This is a genomic window from Vibrio sp. TRT 1302 (assembly GCF_050113875.1).
Lineage (GTDB): Bacteria > Pseudomonadota > Gammaproteobacteria > Enterobacterales > Vibrionaceae > Vibrio.
On record NZ_JBNJOF010000004.1, the window covers coordinates 140,614 to 162,362 of the forward strand.

General features: G+C 44.8%; 16 protein-coding genes and 1 pseudogene. 5 read left to right on the forward strand and 12 right to left on the reverse strand.

Features of this window, described 5'->3' with window-relative positions; translation table 11 throughout:
- Positions 1-36 precede the first annotated feature (36 nt).
- Positions 37-219, forward strand: coding sequence for a hypothetical protein (locus ACQEXP_RS07780; protein ID WP_269374855.1), 183 nt, complete (start codon positions 37-39; stop codon positions 217-219).
- 104 nt (positions 220-323) lie between these two features.
- On the opposite strand, the gene ACQEXP_RS07785 is transcribed toward ACQEXP_RS07780, so the two are convergent.
- The 9 genes and pseudogenes from ACQEXP_RS07785 to ACQEXP_RS07825 form a co-directional block, all read right to left on the reverse strand.
- Complete coding sequence (locus tag ACQEXP_RS07785) at positions 324-1,493, reverse strand: MFS transporter (protein WP_426969230.1); 1,170 nt, start codon at positions 1,491-1,493, stop codon at positions 324-326.
- A complete protein-coding gene (locus ACQEXP_RS07790; protein ID WP_426969232.1) occupies positions 1,490-2,182 on the reverse strand; it encodes an aspartate/glutamate racemase family protein in 693 nt (230 codons plus the stop codon). Before ACQEXP_RS07790 ends, ACQEXP_RS07785 begins: the two co-directional genes overlap by 4 nt.
- A 109-nt stretch (positions 2,183-2,291) precedes the next feature.
- A complete protein-coding gene (phaC, locus tag ACQEXP_RS07795; protein WP_426969234.1) occupies positions 2,292-4,070 on the reverse strand; it encodes a class I poly(R)-hydroxyalkanoic acid synthase in 1,779 nt (592 codons plus the stop codon).
- 55 nt (positions 4,071-4,125) lie between these two features.
- Positions 4,126-4,473 carry a phasin family protein gene (locus ACQEXP_RS07800; RefSeq protein ID WP_138970951.1) on the reverse strand — a complete coding sequence of 116 codons (348 nt, stop codon included), beginning with the start codon at positions 4,471-4,473 and terminating at the stop codon, positions 4,126-4,128.
- A gap of 35 nt (positions 4,474-4,508) precedes the next feature.
- Positions 4,509-5,717 carry an acetyl-CoA C-acetyltransferase gene (locus ACQEXP_RS07805; protein WP_426969236.1) on the reverse strand — a complete coding sequence of 403 codons (1,209 nt, stop codon included), beginning with the start codon at positions 5,715-5,717 and terminating at the stop codon, positions 4,509-4,511.
- Positions 5,718-5,729: 12 nt separating this feature from the next.
- Positions 5,730-6,470: an SDR family oxidoreductase gene (locus ACQEXP_RS07810; RefSeq protein WP_138970949.1), complete on the reverse strand. Its 741-nt coding sequence runs from the start codon at positions 6,468-6,470 to the stop codon at positions 5,730-5,732.
- Positions 6,471-7,149: 679 nt separating this feature from the next.
- Positions 7,150-10,212 (reverse strand): efflux RND transporter permease subunit, encoded by a 3,063-nt coding sequence (locus tag ACQEXP_RS07815; protein WP_426969238.1) that lies wholly within the window; start codon positions 10,210-10,212, stop codon positions 7,150-7,152.
- Positions 10,209-11,259, reverse strand: a pseudogene (locus tag ACQEXP_RS07820) (efflux RND transporter periplasmic adaptor subunit). The gene ACQEXP_RS07815 and the pseudogene ACQEXP_RS07820 overlap by 4 nt, the downstream one beginning before the upstream one ends.
- A 1-nt stretch (position 11,260) precedes the next feature.
- On the reverse strand, positions 11,261-12,325 hold the full coding sequence (locus ACQEXP_RS07825) for an efflux RND transporter periplasmic adaptor subunit (protein WP_426969240.1): 1,065 nt from the start codon (positions 12,323-12,325) through the stop codon (positions 11,261-11,263).
- Positions 12,326-12,519: 194 nt separating this feature from the next.
- On the opposite strand from ACQEXP_RS07825, the gene ACQEXP_RS07830 reads away from it, so the two are divergent.
- Positions 12,520-13,266 (forward strand): TetR/AcrR family transcriptional regulator, encoded by a 747-nt coding sequence (locus tag ACQEXP_RS07830; RefSeq protein ID WP_426969242.1) that lies wholly within the window; start codon positions 12,520-12,522, stop codon positions 13,264-13,266.
- Positions 13,267-13,330: 64 nt separating this feature from the next.
- Here the strand turns inward: ACQEXP_RS07830 and ACQEXP_RS07835 are convergent, their stop codons facing one another.
- From ACQEXP_RS07835 to ACQEXP_RS07845, 3 genes are all read right to left on the reverse strand, one after another.
- Positions 13,331-14,500 (reverse strand): MerR family transcriptional regulator, encoded by a 1,170-nt coding sequence (locus ACQEXP_RS07835; RefSeq protein WP_426969244.1) that lies wholly within the window; start codon positions 14,498-14,500, stop codon positions 13,331-13,333.
- 178 nt (positions 14,501-14,678) lie between these two features.
- Complete coding sequence (locus tag ACQEXP_RS07840; RefSeq protein WP_426969246.1) at positions 14,679-16,775, reverse strand: methyl-accepting chemotaxis protein; 2,097 nt, start codon at positions 16,773-16,775, stop codon at positions 14,679-14,681.
- A 235-nt stretch (positions 16,776-17,010) separates the two neighbouring features.
- On the reverse strand, positions 17,011-17,430 hold the full coding sequence (locus tag ACQEXP_RS07845) for a VOC family protein (RefSeq protein WP_269374866.1): 420 nt from the start codon (positions 17,428-17,430) through the stop codon (positions 17,011-17,013).
- Positions 17,431-17,699: 269 nt separating this feature from the next.
- On the opposite strand from ACQEXP_RS07845, the gene ACQEXP_RS07850 reads away from it, so the two are divergent.
- The 3 genes from ACQEXP_RS07850 (at position 17,700) to ACQEXP_RS07860 (ending at position 21,716) form a co-directional block, all read left to right on the forward strand.
- Entirely contained in the window at positions 17,700-18,599 is a 900-nt protein-coding gene (locus tag ACQEXP_RS07850; RefSeq protein ID WP_426969247.1) for an EamA family transporter, read from the forward strand.
- A 122-nt stretch (positions 18,600-18,721) separates the two neighbouring features.
- Positions 18,722-19,624: a LysR family transcriptional regulator gene (locus tag ACQEXP_RS07855; protein ID WP_426969248.1), complete on the forward strand. Its 903-nt coding sequence runs from the start codon at positions 18,722-18,724 to the stop codon at positions 19,622-19,624.
- Positions 19,625-19,748: 124 nt separating this feature from the next.
- Positions 19,749-21,716, forward strand: a complete 1,968-nt coding sequence (locus ACQEXP_RS07860; protein WP_426969250.1) for an alkyl/aryl-sulfatase — start codon at positions 19,749-19,751, stop codon at positions 21,714-21,716.
- Positions 21,717-21,749: the final 33 nt, after the last annotated feature.

The window sequence follows — 21,749 nt, forward strand, 5'->3', positions numbered from 1 at the left end:
CATTGCGTTAACAGGAAAGTAACAAGGAAGATGCCAATGGAACTGAAACAAGACCCACGCTGCTACACAGATGTTTGCGTTAATGGAAAATGGTTTCACCATGACCACTGCACAACAACCGCATATATGCTCAAAGGCGGCGCTTCGTGTTCAATAGAACTCGACAAAATGCCAGAAACCGAAAATGAACTTGTGGAACTTATTTCATCACAATTCTAATACTCAGAATCACTTTTTTATTCTCCCTTTCTTCTGAGTAACGAACAAAAATTCACGATATAAAAAAGGCAGGTATCCCCCTGCCTTTCTTATTTAATGCCATATTAAGCCGTTAATTTACTTGTTTTGTAGGTATTAACGCCAAACACAACAATTACAGCTAACACAAATGGCAATACGTAGACATTCATCGTCTGCCAACCTACGGATGCCTCTAACCACCCTGACATTAAGGCCGTGATCGTTACGCAGCTAAAGACAAAAAATTCGTTAAAGGCCTGAGCTTTGGACTTATTGTGACTTTGGTAAGATTGACTAAACAATCCGGTTGCCGCAATAAACATAAAGTTCCAGCCGACACCTAAAAGAACCAGAGCCAAGCTGAAGTGCCAAATCGACTGGCCATGTATATTGATGGCAATACATAGAATAAACAGTAAGCCGCCCGCCAATATCATTCTTCTGGCACCAAAGCGTTCAATCAGACGCCCCGTAAAGAATGCAGGAACGAACATCCCCAGAACATGCCATTCGATTACGCCCGCCGCTTTATTAAAATCGAAGCCGCACCCAATCATAGCGAGCGGTGTCGCCGTCATCAGTATATTCATGACCGCATATGCCACCATTGCAGCGAATACGGACACCATAAAGTTGGGCGCTCTGATGATCGTCGCTAATGAATCGACTTTGGCTACTTGCGTCGCTGACTGTGGCTTAGGGAACTGAATCGTTTGCAATAAGCACAGCGCACAGATATTAAGAACAATCAGTGCCATAAATGCCCCAACATAAAGCCCATCGGCGGACCATTGCTGAGAGTAAATGGCTAAGTTTGGTCCCAGCATGGCGGCCAAAACGCCACCAGCCATTGAGATCGATATCGCACGATGCCTTGCACTTTCATCACACACTTCAATGGCTGCAAATCGGTACAAGGTGCCAAAGCCGATGCCAATCCCCAGCAAGAAAGTACCTGCACAAAATAGATAGAAGGCCTGTATAGACAAAGCATATGTCGCTAAGCTTGCTCCGCTAATACCGATGATATTACCAATGCTAAACCCTTTTCTACGCCCCAGCTTGCCCATTATCAGTGAAGCCGGAATCGTCGCGCTCATCAAACCTAGAAATTGTACTGCGACAGGTAACGTAATCAGACTGCTATTGGGAGCCAGTGTTTTTCCTACCAATCCAATGACAGAAATCAAAAGGATATTGCCAGTCATTAATAGCGCTTGGCACAGCGATAAAAGCCAAACGTTACGATTCATCGCAGTGCCTCTTTTACCGCAGCCTCAACGTGAATCATTACGGTGTCGTACAAGGGCACTCGCGTATCTGCCTGTTCAACCAGCAAACCAATCTCAGTACAGCCAAGGATCACCCCTTGTGCTCCATCGGCATAGAGGTCGTCAATAATGGTGAGAAAATCATCCTTGGAACGTTGACTGATCTGCCCTTGACAGAGTTCATCGTATATCACGGTATGAACGAGTTGACGCTGAACGCCATTTGGAACCACAACTTCAATACCATACTTATCGGTTAGACGCTGCTTATAGAAGTCCTGCTCCATCGTAAATGCTGTGCCTAATAAGCCAATTTTTGTGATTCCCTGCTCTATTAACGTCTCACCAGTGGCATCCGCAATATGGAGAAGCGGGATGGAGATCGACTCTTCAACCTGCTGCGCCACTTTGTGCATGGTGTTGGTCGCGATAAGAACAAATTCTGCGCCCGCACGTTCTAAAGACTGCGCCGCCTGACAGAGAATATCAGCATTGGATTGCCAGTCCCCTGAGCGTTGCAGTGCTTCAACTTCAGCAAAGTCGACACTGTTGAGTACCACTTTCGCTGAATGCAAACCGCCTAACGCACTTTTTATACCTTGGTTAAGCTGTTTGTAATACGTCACTGTCGACTCCCAGCTCATTCCGCCAATAATACCGATGGTTTTCATTCCGTTCCCTCTCCTAACCAATTAAACCCACTAGAACAGATTGATGCAGAGAATACAAACAAAAAGCCTCTGGTGGTTAACCAGAGGCTTTAATCTTGCACTGAACAGACTAGTTATCCGAGGTTATCGGTAAGGTCTGTTTGACGTATTGTCCAGGCGCAACTTCAAGTGCAGGGAACTGTTCACTTCCTACCGTAAATGGCGCTACCTGTTCATCTGGATTGAACGACAACAGCCACTGGTGCCAATGCGTCCACCATGACCCTTCACTGTGAGAAGCGTTTGACAACCATTCATCGGCACTATCGTCGAGAGAATCGTTCGTCCAGTAACCATACTTCCCTTTGGCTGGATGGTTAACAATACCGGCAATATGCCCTGATTCACCAAGCACAAAGGTTTTGTTGCCGCCAACGTTGAGCGCACCACGATAGGTGCCCTGCCACAACGCGATGTGGTCTTCTTTGGTTGAAACGAAGTAACTTGGAATTTTGATTTTATTCAGGTCGATCCATACACCGCCAATTTTAACGCCTTTGTCCGCCACTAACTTATTATTGAGATATAGCTCTCTTAACATAAAGTTATGCGTATCCGCCGCTACGTTCGTGCTGTCACTGTTCCAATACAATAGATCAAAATCTACTGGGCTGTTCCCTTTGAGATAATTATCTACGTAGTAATTCCAGTACAGGCTGTTTTCACGCAACAGGCTGAAAGTGACACTCAAAGAGCGTCCATCCATATAACCTTTGGCGTTATTCTGCACTTCGATTGCATTGATGATGGTATCGTTAATGTACGCCCCCACCTCACCAGGCTGCGAGAAATCGAGCAAAGTAGTGAAGAAGGATGCACTCTTAATACGTTTCTTCATTCGCTTCGCGGCGTAGTAGGCAACGGTGCTTGCCAAAACCGTCCCGCCAATACAATAGCCTGCGGCGTTAATCTGTTCCTGACCGGTGATATCTTCAATGGCACTAACCGCTTTCACGACGCCTTCAGTGACATAGTCGCCAAACTCGACATGCTGCTGAGACTTCCCTGGGTTACGCCATGAGATCATAAATACCGCGTGTCCCTGTTCCAATAACCAGCGGACCATAGAGTTCTTTTCTCGCAGATCAAGGATGTAGTATTTATTGATAAAAGGCGGAACAATCAATAACGGGGTCGCGTTAACCGTTTCCGTCAACGGGCGGTACTGAATCAGTTCAAACAACTCATTGCGAAACACGATGTCACCTTGGGTGTTGGCAATATCCTCACCCAATCGGAAAGCATTATTGTTGGTCATACGAATCTTGAGAATATCCGCACTCGACTCAACATCTTCCTTCAATTGTTCCAAACCCGCTAATAAGTTCTCACCGTTTTGTTCTAGTGTGAGCTTAAGTAATTCTGGATTAGTCGCAATGTAATTGCTCGGCGACAGCGCATTGATGGCTTGTCTAGAAAAAAAGCTAATGCGCTCTTTGCTTTTCTCATCCAGTCCTTCAATGCTGTTGATTGTCTCAAGATAGGTTTTGCTAAACAGTAGATAAGACTGTTTGATGAAATTGAAAAAGATGTCTTTTTGCCACTCTTCGTTAGAGAAGCGCTTGTCACCTTTCTCTGCGCTGACGACGTCCTCAGTGTTGGCCGTAAGCGCGACATTTTGCCAAATCTGCAACTGCTGTTGCCACCACTCAGCCTGAATTTTAAGCAATGCCGCAGGTTGATTCGCCGCACTTTCAAATAACTTGGCGGTATCTTCGAGGTTAACCTCTTGCATTGCTTTATTGAGTGGGGAGTTTGCGGCTGCCCTGCTCAACTCTAGATCTTCCCACCACTTTTGATTGGTTTCTTGGAGCTTAACAAGGTAGTCCGAAAAGAAGTTTTGTAACATATAACGACTCCTAAGATCGGAAAATAGCCGCCTTTCGGCGGCAAAAAAGTCAGTGTTATGCAGGAGTCACTGTCTTAAGGTTTTCCGATGTCATTTGCTCAACATCGTCTTTGAACTCTTTAGCAATCGCCTGAAGCTTGTTGCTGTCATCCATCATCTGTTGAGAAAGTTTGGTTAGTGCCGCTAGCTGTTGACCACTGAAAGCGGTAAGTGATGTCGCATCTTTGATTTCACTTGCTGCTTTCATCTGAGCGAGACCCATATCGCTGTATGTGCGAATAGCGTTAAGCTGAAGCTCTGTGAGTACTTCAACATTCTTTGTCACTAGCTTGTTGAATTTTACGTATGGTTCCATTGTCTTTTCTGTTTGATCTGCAAACGTTTTGAAAAAATCTGTGTACATGGTTGGTACTCCTAAGTTAAGTCCATTTAATTGGGTTAGTTAATTGATTTGATAACAACAGCAGTACCCATACCGCCGCCAACACAAAGTGAAGCGACACCGTATTGATTTCCACTGCGATTAAGTTCATGAATGAGTGAAACTAGAATTCGGTTTCCAGAGGCCCCAAGTGGATGACCAAGTGCTATTGCACCGCCATTAACATTGGCTTTCTCAAGAATTGAGGAGACTGACACACCATGCTTTTCAGCCAGTTGGTGAATCACACCCAGTGCCTGAGCAGCAAATGCCTCATTGAGCTCATAGACACCAATATCATCTGTAGTCAGTTGCGCTTTTTGCAATGCGAGGCTGACAGCTTCAACAGGGCCTAGTCCCATGATTTCGGGTTCAAGTCCAGACTGAGCATAGCTCACGACTTCAGCGATTGGCGTAAGCCCGTGCTCCTTCACTGCCGATTCACTGGCTACGATGATGGCGCTAGCACCATCATTGATTCCTGACGCATTGCCCGCAGTAACGGTCCCTTCTTTATCAAACGCTGGACGCAGGTTTGACAAGCCAGTCAGGGTCACGTCAGGCTTTGGATATTCATCCGTATCGAACACAACGGTCTCACGACGTTTTTTAACATCAACCGAGACGATCTCTTGCTTAAACTTACCCGCCTCAATTGCAGACACCGCTTTTAACTGACTCGCCAACGCATATTCATCTTGCTGCTGACGGCTAATGCCCACCAATTTGGCCACGTTTTCAGCCGTAACACCCATATGGTATTGGTTATAAACATCCGTCAGTCCGTCGTTAATCAGTAGGTCAGTCAGATTCATGTTGCCCATTTTGTGTCCATCACGAATACTTGATGGCGCTGTGAATGGGATTTGAGACATCACTTCTACACCTGCTGCTACCACGATATTTGCATCACCAGCTTTGATGTGGCTTGCGGCATCCATCACCGTCTTCATACCACTGCCACACACCATGTTGAGTGAATAAGCAGGCACTTGATGCGGAATACCAGCGTAAATCGCAGCTTGTCGACCAACGCCCATACCTTGTCCGGCACTGACCACATTGCCCACAATGACTTCATCAATCGCGTCAACCTTAACGCCACTGTCAGCAATCGCTGCTTTGATGGCAATTGAAGCTAGATTTCCCGCAGAAATGTCTTTCAACGAGCCACCGAAAGCACCGATCGGTGTACGCTTCGCCGCTACAATAAATACTTTTTCCATCTGCTCGTCCCTTTAATTCATGTATAAGCCGCCATTTACAGAGAGTGTTTCCCCTGTAATGTAGGCTCCGGCATCACTGACCAAATAAGAGACGGATTGTGCAATTTCGTGCGGAGTTGCAAGACGTCGCATCGGGATCTGTTCTTTAATTGATTCGAGCACTTCTGGACGCATGTCTTCGACCATAGGAGTGCCGGTATAACCTGGTGCGACAACGTTAACCGTCACACCACTTCGAGCACCTTCTGCGGCAAGTGCTTTTGAAAAACCGATCATTCCGGCTTTGGCTGCAGAGTAATTAGTTTGACCAAACTGTCCTTTCAGACCGTTGACTGATGAGATGTTGATTACGCGACCATTTCCCTTTTCACACATCGCAGAAAATAGAGGCTGAGTAACATTGAAAACACTATTAAGGTTAGTTTCGATAACATCTCGCCACGCAGAAGGAGACATTTTTTTAAACAGACCATCTCGAGTGATCCCAGCATTATTGACGATCACGTCAATCGTGCCCTCTTCCTCAAGCAATTTAGCTAGTCGCTCAGCACATTGTTCGGTGTCTGTTACATCAAGCTCAAACAATCGAACTTGATCTTGGTTAAATCCTTTTTCATTAAACCATTCCAACGCACACTCATAATTACCGGTATAGTAAGTGGCGATGACTCGGTAGCCATCCTCGACAAGTTGTGAGGAAATAGCAGAACCAATTCCGCCTTTCGACCCAGTGATCAAAGCGATTTTCTTCATTAAGAGACTCCATTCTTTACAGAAATTAATAACCCAAACAAATATTGAAAAACTCTTGTCATATATTTGTCATTGCGACAAACATAGAATAAATAATCTAAGGCTTTTTGCTTGCCTCTTATTAAACTAAGCTAATACCTAATTATTACACTTCAAATATTTTTTCACTTTTTATGCATAAAGGTGAACAAAGTCTCATATGGAATGAAATGTTATATCCTTGTTAACGATCGCTATCTAATTGATTGGAATAGACTTTATTTAAATTCTCATTCTATCAATAACATCTATCTTGCTGTTTTTTCACGGTATATTAGGATTTTCACTTATTTCATTAGTCTTCATCACTTGTTTAATGACAATGATTATCACGCAGTATAATTTGAAAATGAGTAGTTAATTAGCAGACTATCAATATAGTCCTTAGTATTAACAATAAGAATAATAATTGAGATATAGATGACTCACTTAATGTAAGTTAATGATTAATTTAACAATCAAAAAGAACAATGTAGTCATACTTTAGTATAGTGAGGAATGATATTTTGTTTAATGATGTGATGATATTAATTTAATTCTATTCAATATCAATTTATGTCATTTATCGACTAAAGAAAGATAAAAAAGCCCGAAATTTCTTTCGGGCTGGCTTAAATCGAATCGAGGTTCAATCCATGAATTATCCGGCAGTGGATGGTTTGATTCGGTAAAGAATGGCAAACAAAACCGGTACGACAATAAGGGTCAGTACAGTCGCGAATCCAAGACCCGCCATAATTGTAATTGCCATTGAGCCAAAAAATGCGTCAAACACCAAAGGAATCATTCCGAGTATGGTGGTTAAAGCTGCCATGCTTACAGGTCTAACACGTGATATCGCGCTATCAAATACCGCTTGGTAAGGATCCTTACCTGACGAGAGCTCAATATTGATTTGATCCAACAATACGATACCGTTTTTCAAAATCATTCCGCTCAGACTAAGTAAACCAAGAAACGCCGTGAAACTAAAAGGCATATCCATGGCTAATAAGCCGATTGAAACACCGATGATAGATAGTGGAACGGTAAACCAGATCACCAGTGGTTTTCTCAATGAGTTGAACAACAACATTGTGATGATAAACATCAGCAAGTAACCCATAGGTAACGAGCCAAACAGAGCCTCTTGTGCGTCTTTTGATGATTCATACTCTCCCCCCCAAGTAATCTCATAGCCATCGGGTAACGAGATTGCCTCAACAGCAGGTCTCACTCGGTTGAATAAACTAGCAGGTGTTTCATGACCAAGCACATCATGGTCTGCCAGCACCGTTAGCGTGCGTTTTCTATCACGTCGTTGAATGAGTGGTTCTTGCCAGTCTAAGGTCACACCATCAATCACCTGCTCAACCGGAACGTAACTTTGCAGTGTTGGGCTCCAGATTTTCACATTGGCTAGTGATTCAAAATCAACACGTTCTTGCTCTGGTAGCCGTGCAATAATCGGCAGTCTATGTGTGCCATCACGCAATAAGCCGATTGGTGTTCCGCCAAACGCCATCTGTAAGGTTTCAGAGACCTCTTGCTTAGAGATACCAAGACGACGCGCCTTCGATTCATTGAACTGTGGAACTAACTCTTTAGTACGTTCACGCCAATCGTGACGCACATTACGTGCTCCCGGGTCTTGCAGTAATACATCTTCTACCTGAACAGCGATATCACGCAGTACTTGTGGATCAGGGCCAGTGATTCTCGCTTCAATCTTCGACGCTGGTGAAGGACCAAACTCCATCAGCTTAAATTGAAACGTCGGCTGATTGAATCGTGTCGATAAATGGGCATCTAGCTCCTCAAGCAGACCAAACATCGCCTCACGATCATGGGTACGCACCTGCAATTGTGAATAGGCTTCATAGCTCTTTTCTGGTTGATAGGTCAAAGCAAAACGTTGTAGTCCCTGCCCGGTCGTCGTTGAGACAAACTCAACGCTGTCATACTGACGAATGTAGCTTTCTACCTTTTTGGTTTCCTTGATGGTCTCTCGAATGTCGGTCCCTTCAGGCATCCACATATCGACGTAGAACATAGGTGTGTTAGACGGCGGGAAGAACTGCTGTTTCACCATGCCAAAACCCACTACCGCGGCCGCTAACAATGCAACCATGCTAATCACAGTAAGCCATCGGAAACGCAGTGCAAACCTCAAACTCGCACCAAACAGAACAAACAGAATACCTTTGTAAGGATCCGCATCTTGTTCATCCGAGTCACCCTCTTGCTCCTTTAGTAGCAAGTCTGCTAGGAATGGCGTGAGTGTCAGCGCGGTAATCCAGCTCAAGAACAATGAATAGCAAAGCACCCAAAACAACGAGCCCATAAATTCGCCCGTCGCGTCTTGCGACAATCCAATCGGTGCAAACGCTGTAATCGCTATAATGGTCGCGCCAAGTAGAGGCCACTGGGTCTGTTTGGTAATATCGATTGCTGCCTGTAATTTGCTCTTACCACGCTTTAAGCCAACCAAAATACCTTCAACCACGACGATGGCATTGTCCACCAGCATACCTAGCGCAATAATCAGCGCACCAAGCGATATACGGTGAAGCTCGACATCATTCTGCTTCATCAAGATGAACGTCCCCATCACGGTGAGCAGCAGTACCGCGCCAATGATCAGACCGCTACGTAACCCCATCGCAAACAGTAGTACGATAATAACAATCGCCACCGCTTGACCGAGACTGATCAAAAAGTCGTCAACCGACTTTTCAACTTCTGCTGATTGGTTGTAGAAATAGTTAATTTCTACACCTGCTGGGCGAATGCTTTCTAAGGCGGCTAGTTCCGTTTCGAGTTTTTTCCCCACCTCGACCACGTTGACACCAGCACCAAAAGAGATTGCAAGGTTAATTGCTGGTTTACCGTTAAAAGTCAGTACGTTAGAAGGTTTTTCTTGTATACCACGACTGATGGTCGCCACATCTTTAAGACGAATAAGATTACCGGTATCGCGGCCATGAATAATCAGCTCTTCAAGTGCTTGTTCCGAGTTCATTGTCCCGTTTGGTCTAATGGTTAGCGTCTGACCGTTCACCGTCACTTCACCGGCAGCCTGTACGCTGTTTTGTTGATTAAGCAGCCCAACGACGGTGTTCATATCGAGGTTGAGCGCCGCAAGACGTTCCAGTGATACCTCTACAAACAACTGTTCTTGTTGGTCGCCCGCAATGGCAACCTTGCCAACGCCTTTTACCAGTTCGAGCTCTCGACTGAGGTAATCTGCATATCGCTTCAGTTCGACATAATCGTATCCATCACCCGTCAACATGATCATGACTCCGTACACATCACCAAAGTCATCGATTATCTGAATAGAGTTGACACCACTAGGAAGCTCTGGACTCAAATCATTGATCTTGCGGCGCATTTCATCCCAAATCTGCGGCAACTCGTCTGGGCCATACTCCATTTCCATACTGACCATTATTTGTGACATACCCTGTGACGACGTCGAGGTAATCTTATCGATATAGGGTAATTTGCGTATCTCCTTTTCCAATGGATACGTCAGCTCTTCTTCAACTTCTTGAGAAGTCGCCCCAGGATAGGTTGAGATGATCATGGCATCTTTAATGGTAAACGCAGGATCTTCTAAGCGGCCCAAATCCTCAAATGACGTGTACCCACCGATGGCTAGAATAATTAGGAATAGCCAGCTAATAACTTTGTTCTTGATTGAATACTCAGCGATGCTCACAGCTCTGCTCCCTTAATTGGCATTCCTTCACGTAGCTTTCTTAGATTCGAGTTGATTAACACATCACCTTGCTCAATACCGTCTGATACCAAAGCGCCATTGCCGGTGATTTGGTCAATATTAATGGCGACACGATGGGCGCTACCTTCAACGAGCTTCCAAATGTAAAAATCTTGGCTCTCTCTACCTGAATCGATTGATGTCATTGGGATCTGGTATGCCTGATAACCCGTTAGCCCAGCTTTAGCTAGATCAACAGACACTTTAGCGCTGGTACCAGGCAAAACGTTGGGCTCGACCTGAGGCATACTCAACCATAATTCGTAAGTCTGGCTATTGGGATGCAGTTCACTGGTATGCTCTAGATACGTGACCTTGTAACTTGAGTCATGTCCTGCGTAAGTCACCGTAGGTTGGTATTTTTGAGCCTGAGCTTGAGGATCAAGTAACGCCAGCACCGAGTCAGAAACTTCGATTTTTACGTAAACCTGTGCGCTTTGGTACACCGACGCAACTTGTTCTCCTGGCGAAACATTTTCATGTCGTTTCTTATCTACCGATGACACAACCGCATCGAAAGGCGCTTTCAAACGCATATATTCCATACTCGCTTGTGCCGCACCCAAGTTCGCTTTCGCCAATTGGAAGTTTGCACTCAGTTCATCGAGTTCAGCGGCAGAGATCATCTTATTGATACGTAATTCCTGACCACGCTTAACCTGCTTAAACGCCAGTTCATAGCGCGCCTGCGCATCAGACAACTTTTGCCTTGGTATCATTGAGGACAGCGATTACCTGACCTTTACTCACCCTGTCCCCTTCTTTTACCAACATGGTCTGGATTTCTCCATCAAGTCGAAAAGCGAGTGGCGTAAGCTCTGCGGGCATGACTTGACCATTGAAGGTACGAAACTGACTCTCTGTGGCTTGAGCGACAGTGAATGTATCAACAACAAGTGGATTCAGTGGGCGATGTTCCGTGTCCGGCATACACGCGGTGAGTAAACTCAGAGATAAGCCAGCGGCAATCCAATTAATTCGATTCATCTTAAATGCCACCCTCTTTAGTCCATGCTTTTACTTGTTGACCTGAGACCAGATTCTCGACACCCGCCTGCACAATCAGATCGCCCTGCTGAAGACCCGCGATAACATTGCCGTTCACATCAAGCGTGACATCAACGGGAGTAATGACTTGCTGTTGAGGATCGAACTTGAAGAGTTGACCATGTTGGCCGCTCTTACTAATCCAAGCACTTGGTGAGATATCGACTTTAGCAAACCGTTTTTCATTCAGCAGGCGAACCTGTGCCGTCATTCCAGGTAATAAATTCAGGTTTTCTGGGCGTTCAAAAGTCAGGCTAGCCCTGTAACTATTGGTGTCTGAATCAGGCTGAGTAGAAATCTCTTTAAACCTTGCTGGAATCGATAGATGGGGATGGCTATCCATCACAACATTAAATGCAGAGTTTTCAATATGACCTAGTCCATATTGCTCTGCATAACTAACCGGAATAGCAAAAACCACATCCACAACACGATTATTGATCACATTCAAAATCGCTTGGTTGGCTGCGACCACCTGATGTTCTTTGCTAAAAATAAGTGAAACAACACCATCAAAAGGGGCAGTAATCTTAGTGTATTCTAAGTCTGTCTTGGCTTGGTCAAATGCCGCTTTCGCAGCCGTATACGCCACTTCACTTTGATCAAATTTGTCCACACTAATCAGGCTTTTTTCATGAAGTGCGACCGCCCGTTGATAGGCGGTTTTCGCCAGATCATACTCTGCATTCTTCGCATCGTATGCCAGTTGGTAGTCGGTAGGATCGAGCCACGCAAGAACCTGTCCTTTCTTCACGACACTGCCCATTCTGACGTCCACTACCTCAACCTCACCGCTGACTTGAAACGACATTGATGCACGATCAGTCGCATCAATATTAGCGATAAAGCGATCGTAACGACTGTTTTGTAGATCGGGGATCTCAACGAGTTTTACCGGAGTAACAATAGATTGGTTTATTTCAGAGTTAGCCTTGTTACAGCCAGTGACGGCAATAGCCATCGCAGCGATCGTGACCCATCTTGCAACAGGTATCATTCCTTTCATTGATATGCTCACTGTATGTTATCGAGTTTTATTACACGCATGTGCAGTATATAAAGATTGTGTGGCAGATCAATATTTATTTTCCACGTGTACAATAAAATTCAGAAATGTACTATGCTATTTATGCGCTTGATTGATGAAATCCCCACGCTTTTCTGGTAGAAAGAGAGCGTTTTTAGAAATTGACGGTAACTATGACTGAACGAAAGCAAGGCCGAAGAAGTGCCCAAGACGCAGAAAAAACCAAGTGTGAGATAATGCGTGTCGCTACAGACCTATTTTGCGAACTGGGTTACGAGCGAGTATCACTGAGAAATATTAGTGATAAGGCAGGTGTATCTCATAGTCTCATCCGTCACCATTTCGGCAGCAAAGAACAGATATGGTATTCGATTAGTGATGGGCTACATCGCTATATGGAAAGCTATATGCAAACCATCATTGGCAACATGCCCAGCGATGTAAGTTCAAACATTAAGTTGTACCTGTTCTCTGTGCGCTTGTTAGCGCATATGCTCGAATGCAAACAACCTATCCAGTTTATTGCTGACGCGGTTCGTCAAGAAGACGCGCTATTTGACTACTTTATTGATAGTTCAGGCGAAATAGAAAATCTCGTCAATCGTTTAGCTGAGCAATACAACCAAGAGCACCCGCAAAATCAGGTTAAAATCTGGGAAATCAAATGGCAGATGATTATGTTTGCACACAGTGCGGCGAGTTTGACGCCATTTATGAAAGAAACATGGTCCGACGAGACCAATGAACTGCAAGTCTGTCTGCTCAACCACTGGCAGATATTCAACCGAATGATGGCATGTCGCTTTGAAGTACCTCAAGAAATAGTACTCAATCCGCAAACTCTGTCTGAACTGGTTTACGAGCTTGAGTGCTCCGATACCAGCCAATGTACCGACGAAGATTTTACTGAAGAAGAGTAAACTGCGTCGATAGAAGGCACAACATAAGCCCTCATGCCAATATAGCTCAGAGGGCTTATGCGAATCAGTTTTTGGCTAAAACGAACATGTGGTAGCCAAACTCATCTGCCAGTTCAGTACACAGTTTAACTTCACGCTTAATGTCTTTTAGCGCCTGCGACTCTCCCATTTCCGCTTCCAACTCTGCGACTCGACGCTTCAACGGAGCATAGTAATTCAGCCATGCTTGTTCGCTTTGTGGGAAATGGTTGACCACCTTATAACCCGCCTTTTCAATTTGAACCAAGCGCGTCTCTATAGATTGAATGTCAGGATACTCTTGGCTCCAGAATTCCAATGCCTCATCACTAGGTTCAGCAGCACGCCAAACCATATCACTGATGACTAAGAACCCATGTTCAGAAAGCAAAGGTCGCCAAGATTTGAGAGCCTTTTCTACTCCCATAATGTATGCGCTACCTTCTGACCAAATAAGATCAAAGCTTAGGTCATCAAAAGGCAAGTCAGTCATACTTGCACATACTGTTTCGAGGCGATGACTGATCCCTTGCTGCGAAAAACGTTCGGTGAGTCGCGTTAAGGCTGATTGCTCATTGTCGACCGCTACAATTTCCGCAGTACAAGAGTCCGCTAATACCTGAGTAGCTAAGCCCTTGCCACAACCGACCTCCAAGATCCGCTCAGGTGCAGAGGTCACTAACGTAAATGCTTTGGCTGTATCGACTTCACTACCAGGCCCCCAACGCTCAAGCGTCTCGAAAACTTTCATAAAGTCTGCCATATATACATCGTGTTCGTTCATATCTTTTGATAACCATTTAAGTCGCAACGCTTCTTTCTCGCTGAAACCTTGCTTAATTAACCATTCCAAATGAGCATCTGGAGCCAGTTTGTCTAACCCCGTATGCCAGCTTTTGCTCTCTTCTTCTCCGAGCAGTGCTGCGAGAAGACGGCGCGATTTCTGCTTCTGCTCAATTTCTATATCAAGAGCTTCAAGTCGATTTCGTAACAATTGCCTGTCTACCTTGGCTTCAAGGCATACTTTGCACTCTTTTAGTGTCAGTCCCCCAGCCAACAATTGCTGGACCAAACGCACGCGTTGTAGCTCCCTATCACCATACACACGGTAACCGTTAGATAGGCGATGGCTAGAGATCAGTTTTTGCTTTTCGTAATAAAGCAAGGCTGTGCGCGACAATCCAACAAGTGCTGCTAACTCAGAAATTTTGTACACAAACGCTCTCCGCTCCTTCAATGGTCATGGAATATAAACTATAAAGTTATAGACAGGTCAATAAAGAATAACTCGTTAGCTTTACTTGCTGAGAGCCTCAAATTTACAGGCTGATATGAGATTTGTGGTTTGGAGGATAAAAAAAGACCCTGATTTGTATCTCAGGGTCTTTGATTTATTACTGAACTTTTAGTGTTGCTAGTTGTTGGTTAAGGTTCGCAACGACAGACTGCAATCGCTCGCTGACATGGTCCACTTCGCTTGCAAGGCTTAGCAAATTGTCAGCGGAACTGCCGATACCATTGAGTTTATTACTGATTTCCAGACTCACGGCGCTCTGCTCCTCAGCGGCCGTTGCCACCTGAGTCACATTTTCATTGATCGTATTGATACGTTCAGTAGCCATATTCAACTGTTCATTGCTCTTTTGACTACCTTCTACGCTCCTATTTACCCGTTGCTGGCTAAGTTCCATTTGTTTCACCGCATCGGTTACATCAATTTGTAAACGTTGGATGAGGTGATCAATTTCGACGGTAGAGTCTTGGGTACGCGCAGCAAGATTACGCACCTCATCCGCAACCACTGCAAAGCCTCTGCCCTGTTCTCCCGCCCTAGCGGCCTCAATCGCCGCATTGAGCGCCAACAAATTGGTTTGATCCGCAATTCCACGGATGGTTTCCAAAATACTATTGATGTTCTCACTCTGTTTGGACACCTGAACAATTTGCTGCGATGTTTTCTCCATGTCTTGAGCCAGTGCCATGATTTCCTGAACCGAGCTATCAACGATATCTCTGGTACTCTGAAGAAAATTAAAGGCTTCTTGCGCGTCATTAGAAACATTAGACGCCAACCCTGCCACTTCATTACTCGTTGCAGACATTTCTTCCACGGCCGCTGCCACGCTATCAATATCGCTCTTCTGAGTGTCCGTCGCATGGCGAGTTGACGCCGCTGTGTGGTTTAACTCTTGGGCATCTTGGGTCAGGCTATCTGACTGTTGCATGATGGCGAGGATCATCTGTTTCAGTTTGTTGGTAAATCCGTTAAAGCCACGCGCCATGTCTATTAGCTCTCGGTGTTGCTCAACATGAAGCGACTGAGTGAGATCACCATCCGCACTCGCTAATGAGTTGAATTTGTTAGCCATTTGAGTCATCGGATTAATAAAACTATTGACCATAAGTAGCATCACAAAGATGGCGAAAACCAACACAGCCAAGGCAGCAACGAGCATTGTGTTTAAACTGCTGGAGCCCGCTTTTTCTAACTGACCATCTAGCTGTATGTAGGATTTCATTGCAACTTGGTAGGGCTGACGAATAACAATCGTCCATTCCGTCTGGGCTTGTGGAATGGATACGGTGGCTGAAGCAATCAGGTAGTCACTATCTCGGCCACTGTTGAACATATCGAAAAATTTCGGGTCTGCTTCGGCGAGTGGTCGAGTTAGCTTATCTTCTACTTGTGTTGCTGCGACCAAACGATTCTGACTACTTAAAAGAACAACTTCAGAGCCTTCCACCGCGTTGGCAATATCCGTCACCACGCGTTGCAACTGTGGCAAGTTGATATCGACCCCAACCAGCCCGCGAAATTGCCCGCCCGCCATCACTGGAGCAGCAAGTGTCGTCATCAATACTTCGTTGCCTTCGCTGACCTCATACCAATAAGGTTCAATGATACATGGTCGTCCGCTATCTCGACTGCACAGGTACCATTCTGCTTCACGTTGGCCAAACTCATCCTTTTCAGAGAGGTATTTCTCTTGTGGATCTTCCGTGGAGTAGAACACTAACTCTCCATCCTCCACAACCCAATAGATTTCTAATGTACCGCTTGATGAGCTGTGGGTTTCATCACCAATGTATTCGCTATCTTGGCCATCGTATCCGTCGGGTTCAAATTGGCTATATACGGCATTCACATTGGGATTAGCGATCAGCATATCTTTGTTTAAAGACTTCACCTGTTGGCGTGAAAACGGTGTGCCACCCTGATGAATAGAGCTCGACTTGAAGCTCTCTGCCAATGTTAACGGAACAACAAACGCCTGATTCAGGTAACCACTGACTTGCTCTGCCGCTTCTTGTGCTCGAAGCTGTAGCTGAGCGTTAGCGCTCTGCTCAACCTGTTGCGAAACCAACTGTTTGGTTTGTTGCGATGTTTCCAACATAGAGTTGGTACTAATGTATGTTCCAATCGCTTGTGTGAATAACAAGATGGAGATGGTAACGAACAATAGCTTTGCTTTAAGAGATATCTGCTTCATATATTTCCCCCAGTAACATCTCCACTATAATGAATGAAATACCATAAAGCACAGTAATAATAAGAGACCAGTCTCTCAATTGATAAATATATGATTTACAGCCCAAAGAACTTAGCAACTTTGTAACCTTGCATGATCTAGCGTAGTTTATGTTGCCGTTTAAATCTGCCCCACAAAAAAAAGCGAGCTTACCGCTCACTTTGTTGCCTTAAGATAATTTCACTTGCTTATTGATCTAACTCGATAGGTTTCGCTGTTTTGGATCATCACTTAGATATTCAACAAACTCAATTTCAAAACCGGCCGGATCAATAAAATAGACGTTCTTCCGATACGGTTCATCAGCCCCCGGTTTCGCAATTGGAAATCCTGCAGAAGTCAGCCTTTCGATGACCGCATCGATATTGTTGGTTACATAGGCGAAGTGCGCTAATCCCACTTGATACCCTGATAAATCACGGTTCTCTCCTTCCCCATGATCACTCAATGCAATATATTGATATTCATCACCAAAGTGTAGCCAATTACGCGCCTTGCCATACCATTCTCCCTTCCCTTGATCACGAATAGACCAGTGAGGGAATGCCACTTGATAAAAACTCAACATTTCTGGGATGTTTTTTACCACCAAATTAACGTGTTCAAGCTGAATCATTGTGATCTCCTTTAAGCGAATTTTCCGTCAACAGAGATGATGCTAATTCCTCAACTTAACTTGAGGTAAAGCTTTTTTTTAAAATTATTCATCCACCTATAAAAGGTACGCAATATTTAGTGAAATAGCTTAGCAACCAACCTCATTTTAAATGAACCACTTTCGTGTTTATTGCTGTATGCTGGTCTGAAGCACGAGAATTACCGCATTAAAGCCTAGATTAGTAACTCTCTTGATTGCCAAACCTTCTCTAAATAATAGGGCTTAACATGGACTTAAAAAGCTTATTGGGCGTCATCTTGGTGGTTGTAATTTGGGGACTCAACTTTTCCGTCATCAAGTTTGGTCTCGAAGAAATACCTCCGATTCTTTTCTCAGGATTGCGGTTTCTCGTGGTCGCCATACCCGCCGTGTTCTTCGTGCCATTTCCGAAAACTCAGGTACAAAATGTAATTGGTGTTGGTCTGTTCTTGGGTGTGCTGAAATTTAGCTTTCTTTTTGTCGCGATGAAATCCGACGTATCCGCAGGTCTCTCATCACTACTGCTGCAAGCACAAGTGGTATTCACCATCTTACTCAGTGTTGTCCTATGGAAAGAGTCCCTTAATCGATATCAGATACTGGGCATGACTTTAGCGTGTGTTGGATTTAGTTTGTTTTTCTATACGGCTGGAGGCAATGCGACGGCCATCGGCATCACATTGATCTTATGTGCAGCCGGATTTTGGTCTATATCCAATATAATCATGAAACGGATGGGCCACGTCAATTTGGTCCATTTTATGGTATGGGTAAGCTTGATTCCACCTTTGCCACTTTTTGTTGTTTCTTGGTATGTAGAGACTAATAACCCATTGTCCGTGTTGCTTGCGACGACCGGACAATCATGGTTGTCGTTACTTTATGTTAGCTATATCTCGACGCTTGTCGCATTCGCGTTATGGGGATGGTTGCTCAAAAATCATCCTGCCGCTGTGGTGACTCCATTTGCGCTTCTTATACCCATAGTGGGTATTGTGGGCTCTAGTCTCCTCCTTGGTGAACGTTTTACAGAACTTGAGATTCTTGGCGGTATCCTTATTTTGGCGGGGCTGTCCGTTTCCGTGCTTGGGCTAAGAATATACACGTGGCTGGTGCGACGTCGCGATTGGGTCGAAGCAGAAAAGTAGCGTAAGAATGAGGCACTATCACTCAAAGTCACATTCCGTCAGCAATCAGGTTAAAGTCCTTGCTTCGCTGTGGTCACTTAGATAAATATGTATGTTTATTCAAAGTCTTGAAATGGATAACTATGGATCTTAATCTGCTTAAAACATTTGATGTGGTAATGAAAACACGCAGTGTCAATGACGCAGCAGAAAGCCTTGGAATCACTGCACCGGCCGTCAGTCATGCACTTAATCGGCTGCGCGAACAATACCAAGATCCATTATTCGTGCGTAAGGGACGTGGCATCGCGCCGACCAACTTTGCGATTGAACTACACGAAGAGATTCAAGAACCACTCACGTTTTTGATCAATGGTGCAAAATCTCGCCAACAGTTTAATGCTAACGCTAGTCAACGTACGTTTCGTATTTCGAGCCACAAAGACATCGACCTTATTCTCGTGCCACCGCTGATTTCCTACCGTGACCAGTTTGCGCCCAATGTTAAGCTATCTGCGGACGTTGAACATATGGACGAGAGCAACCGCCAAGATGATCTGCGTATGCGCAAAGTCGATATGATTATAACGACGACGCCATTGGACGAGCACGGTTATCACAACGAGTTTCTGTTTGACCTCCCACTCGTGGTCGTTTGCAACAACAATCACCCTCGCATTCAAGGGGCGTTAGACCATCAAGCGTTCTTTGCCGAGCGACACCTATTATGGGGAACTCAACGCCGTAACCAAGATATTCTCGATTCCTTGGTTCGTGAACCTCAACCCTCAAGAAACATCGTTTACAAAACTGATTCTATCTGTAACGCCGTCATGATGGCGGCTCAGACCGATTGGTTATGTGTCACCAGTCAATGGCATGCAGACTTACTCGCTCCCACTCATCAGTTGCAGGTATTTGCTCTTCCTTTCGATTTAGAACCATTGCCTGTTTACATGACTTGGCACCATTCACAGCAACAAGATACCGGCCACCAATGGCTAAAAGAGGCGTTGCTTCGTGTTACGGATCACTATCGGCAATAGATGTGGATTAAATAAAACTAAATCCACATTTAACCTTTAAACTATCGATTGGTAAATTCATACTGCCTATTATCTCTTCATCGACGAACGCTTCTCCGTTCGTACCTTAAGAGAGAGATGACTTATGAACTTTCAAAAATCCATTGTATCTTTAGCTATCGTTGCCACTCTTGCTCCTGCATTAAGTTTCGCTGCCCCTACCACAAGCGACCCCAAGCAAGCCTCAAAGTTTACAATTGAAAAAAATGAACAGCTTAAACAGTATTTGAACTTTGATAACCAAAGTGATTTTGAAGACGCATCACGTGGTTACATCGCGACCTGGCCTGAAAAAACCATCAAGGATTCAAATGGCAAAGTTATTTGGGACTTCACTAAATACGATTTTATCGAGCAAGATAAAAACACGGACACGATTAACCCATCATTACTGCGCCAAGCAAAACTCAATAACATAGATGGTCTATTTAAAGTTAAAGATGGTGTATATCAAGTTCGTGGTTTTGATCTTTCGGTGATGTCTTTCATCCGTGGTGATAAAGGATGGGTCGTGATCGATCCATTAATTTCACCAGAAACCGCAGCCGCAGGCCTAAAACTACTTCGTGACAAGGTTGAAGATTTGCCAGTAACCGGTGTTATTTTCACACACTCGCACGTAGACCATTTCGGCGGTATCTTAGGTGTCACTAGCCAAGAAGAGATAGATGCGGGCAAGGTTGATATCCTCGCTCCAGAAGGCTTTTTCTCTCACTCAATTGCAGAGAACTTGATGGCGGGTAATACCATGTCTCGCCGCGCTTCATATATGTATGGAAACTTGCTGGAAGCAAGCAGCAAAGGTCAAGTCGATGGTGGCTTAGGCAAAACCACTTCTTCAGGCGCACCTGGTATCGTCAAGCCAACACATATTGCCACTATCACTGGTCAACAAATGAAAGTGGATGGTGTTGAACTAGAAGTCGTCATGGCACAAGAGTCAGAAGCGCCTTCCGAGTTCATGTTCTACTTCCCGCAGTACAAAACCATGATGGCGGCAGAAGTCATGACACACACGATTCATAATATCTCAACGCTACGCGGCGCAAAGACTCGCGATGCTTCATCGTGGGCAGAATATATTGATCAAGCACTTGATACGTATGGCGATAAAGCAGACACGATGATTGCGTCACACCACTGGCCAACATTTGGTCAGGAAAAAATCCAAAATCAGTTGGAGAAAACACGTGATATGTACAAGTTTGTCCACGACCAAACTTTACGCCTTGCCAATAAAGGCTACACGCCTAACGAAATCTCTGCGTCGATCACATTGCCAGATTCACTAGGTAAAGAGTGGTATAACCGCGGCTACTACGGCACGGTATCTCACAATGCCCGCGCTACTTACGATTTCTATTTTGGTGCATGGTGGGACGGCAACCCAGCAAATCTAAATCCTTTGACACCAACTGAGCAAGGAACGAAGTACGTCGAAGCCATGGGGGGTGAAGATAAAGTGATCGACTTAGCGCAAACCGCTATCAAAAATGGCGAGTATCGTTGGGCGGTGACTCTACTGAATAATGTGACTTTCGCTAACCCAGAAAACATGGACGCTCGTTACCTTGAAGCAGACGCAATGGAACAGCTGGGTTATCAAGCCGAATCTGGACCATGGCGCAACTACTACCTCGGCGGTGCTAAAGAGCTGCGTCAAGGTATAAAACCGGTCGCGACGCCGAATACGGCCGCCATCGCGAAGAATATGCCATTTGATCAGTTCATGAAGTACCTAGGTGTAACGGTGAAACCTGCTGCTGCAACAGGGCTAGATATTAAAGTGAATATCGATGTGAAAGGTGATGGCAAATATTCGATGGATTTAAGCAACTCGGTACTTAAGTCCTACTCTGACAAGCAATTTAGTCAGCCAGATTTGACCATTTCAATGACCCGTCAGGCGTTTGAGAACATGATGACCAAACAATCAACGCTAAAACAGGAAATCAAAGCAGGCAACTTTAGCGTGTCAGATCAAGAAGAGTTTAATAAGCTTATGGGCGTATTTGACCAATTTGACATGTGGTTTGGGGTGGTCACGCCTTAATCTAAAAGCGACATAACATAATTAGTTGTTTAC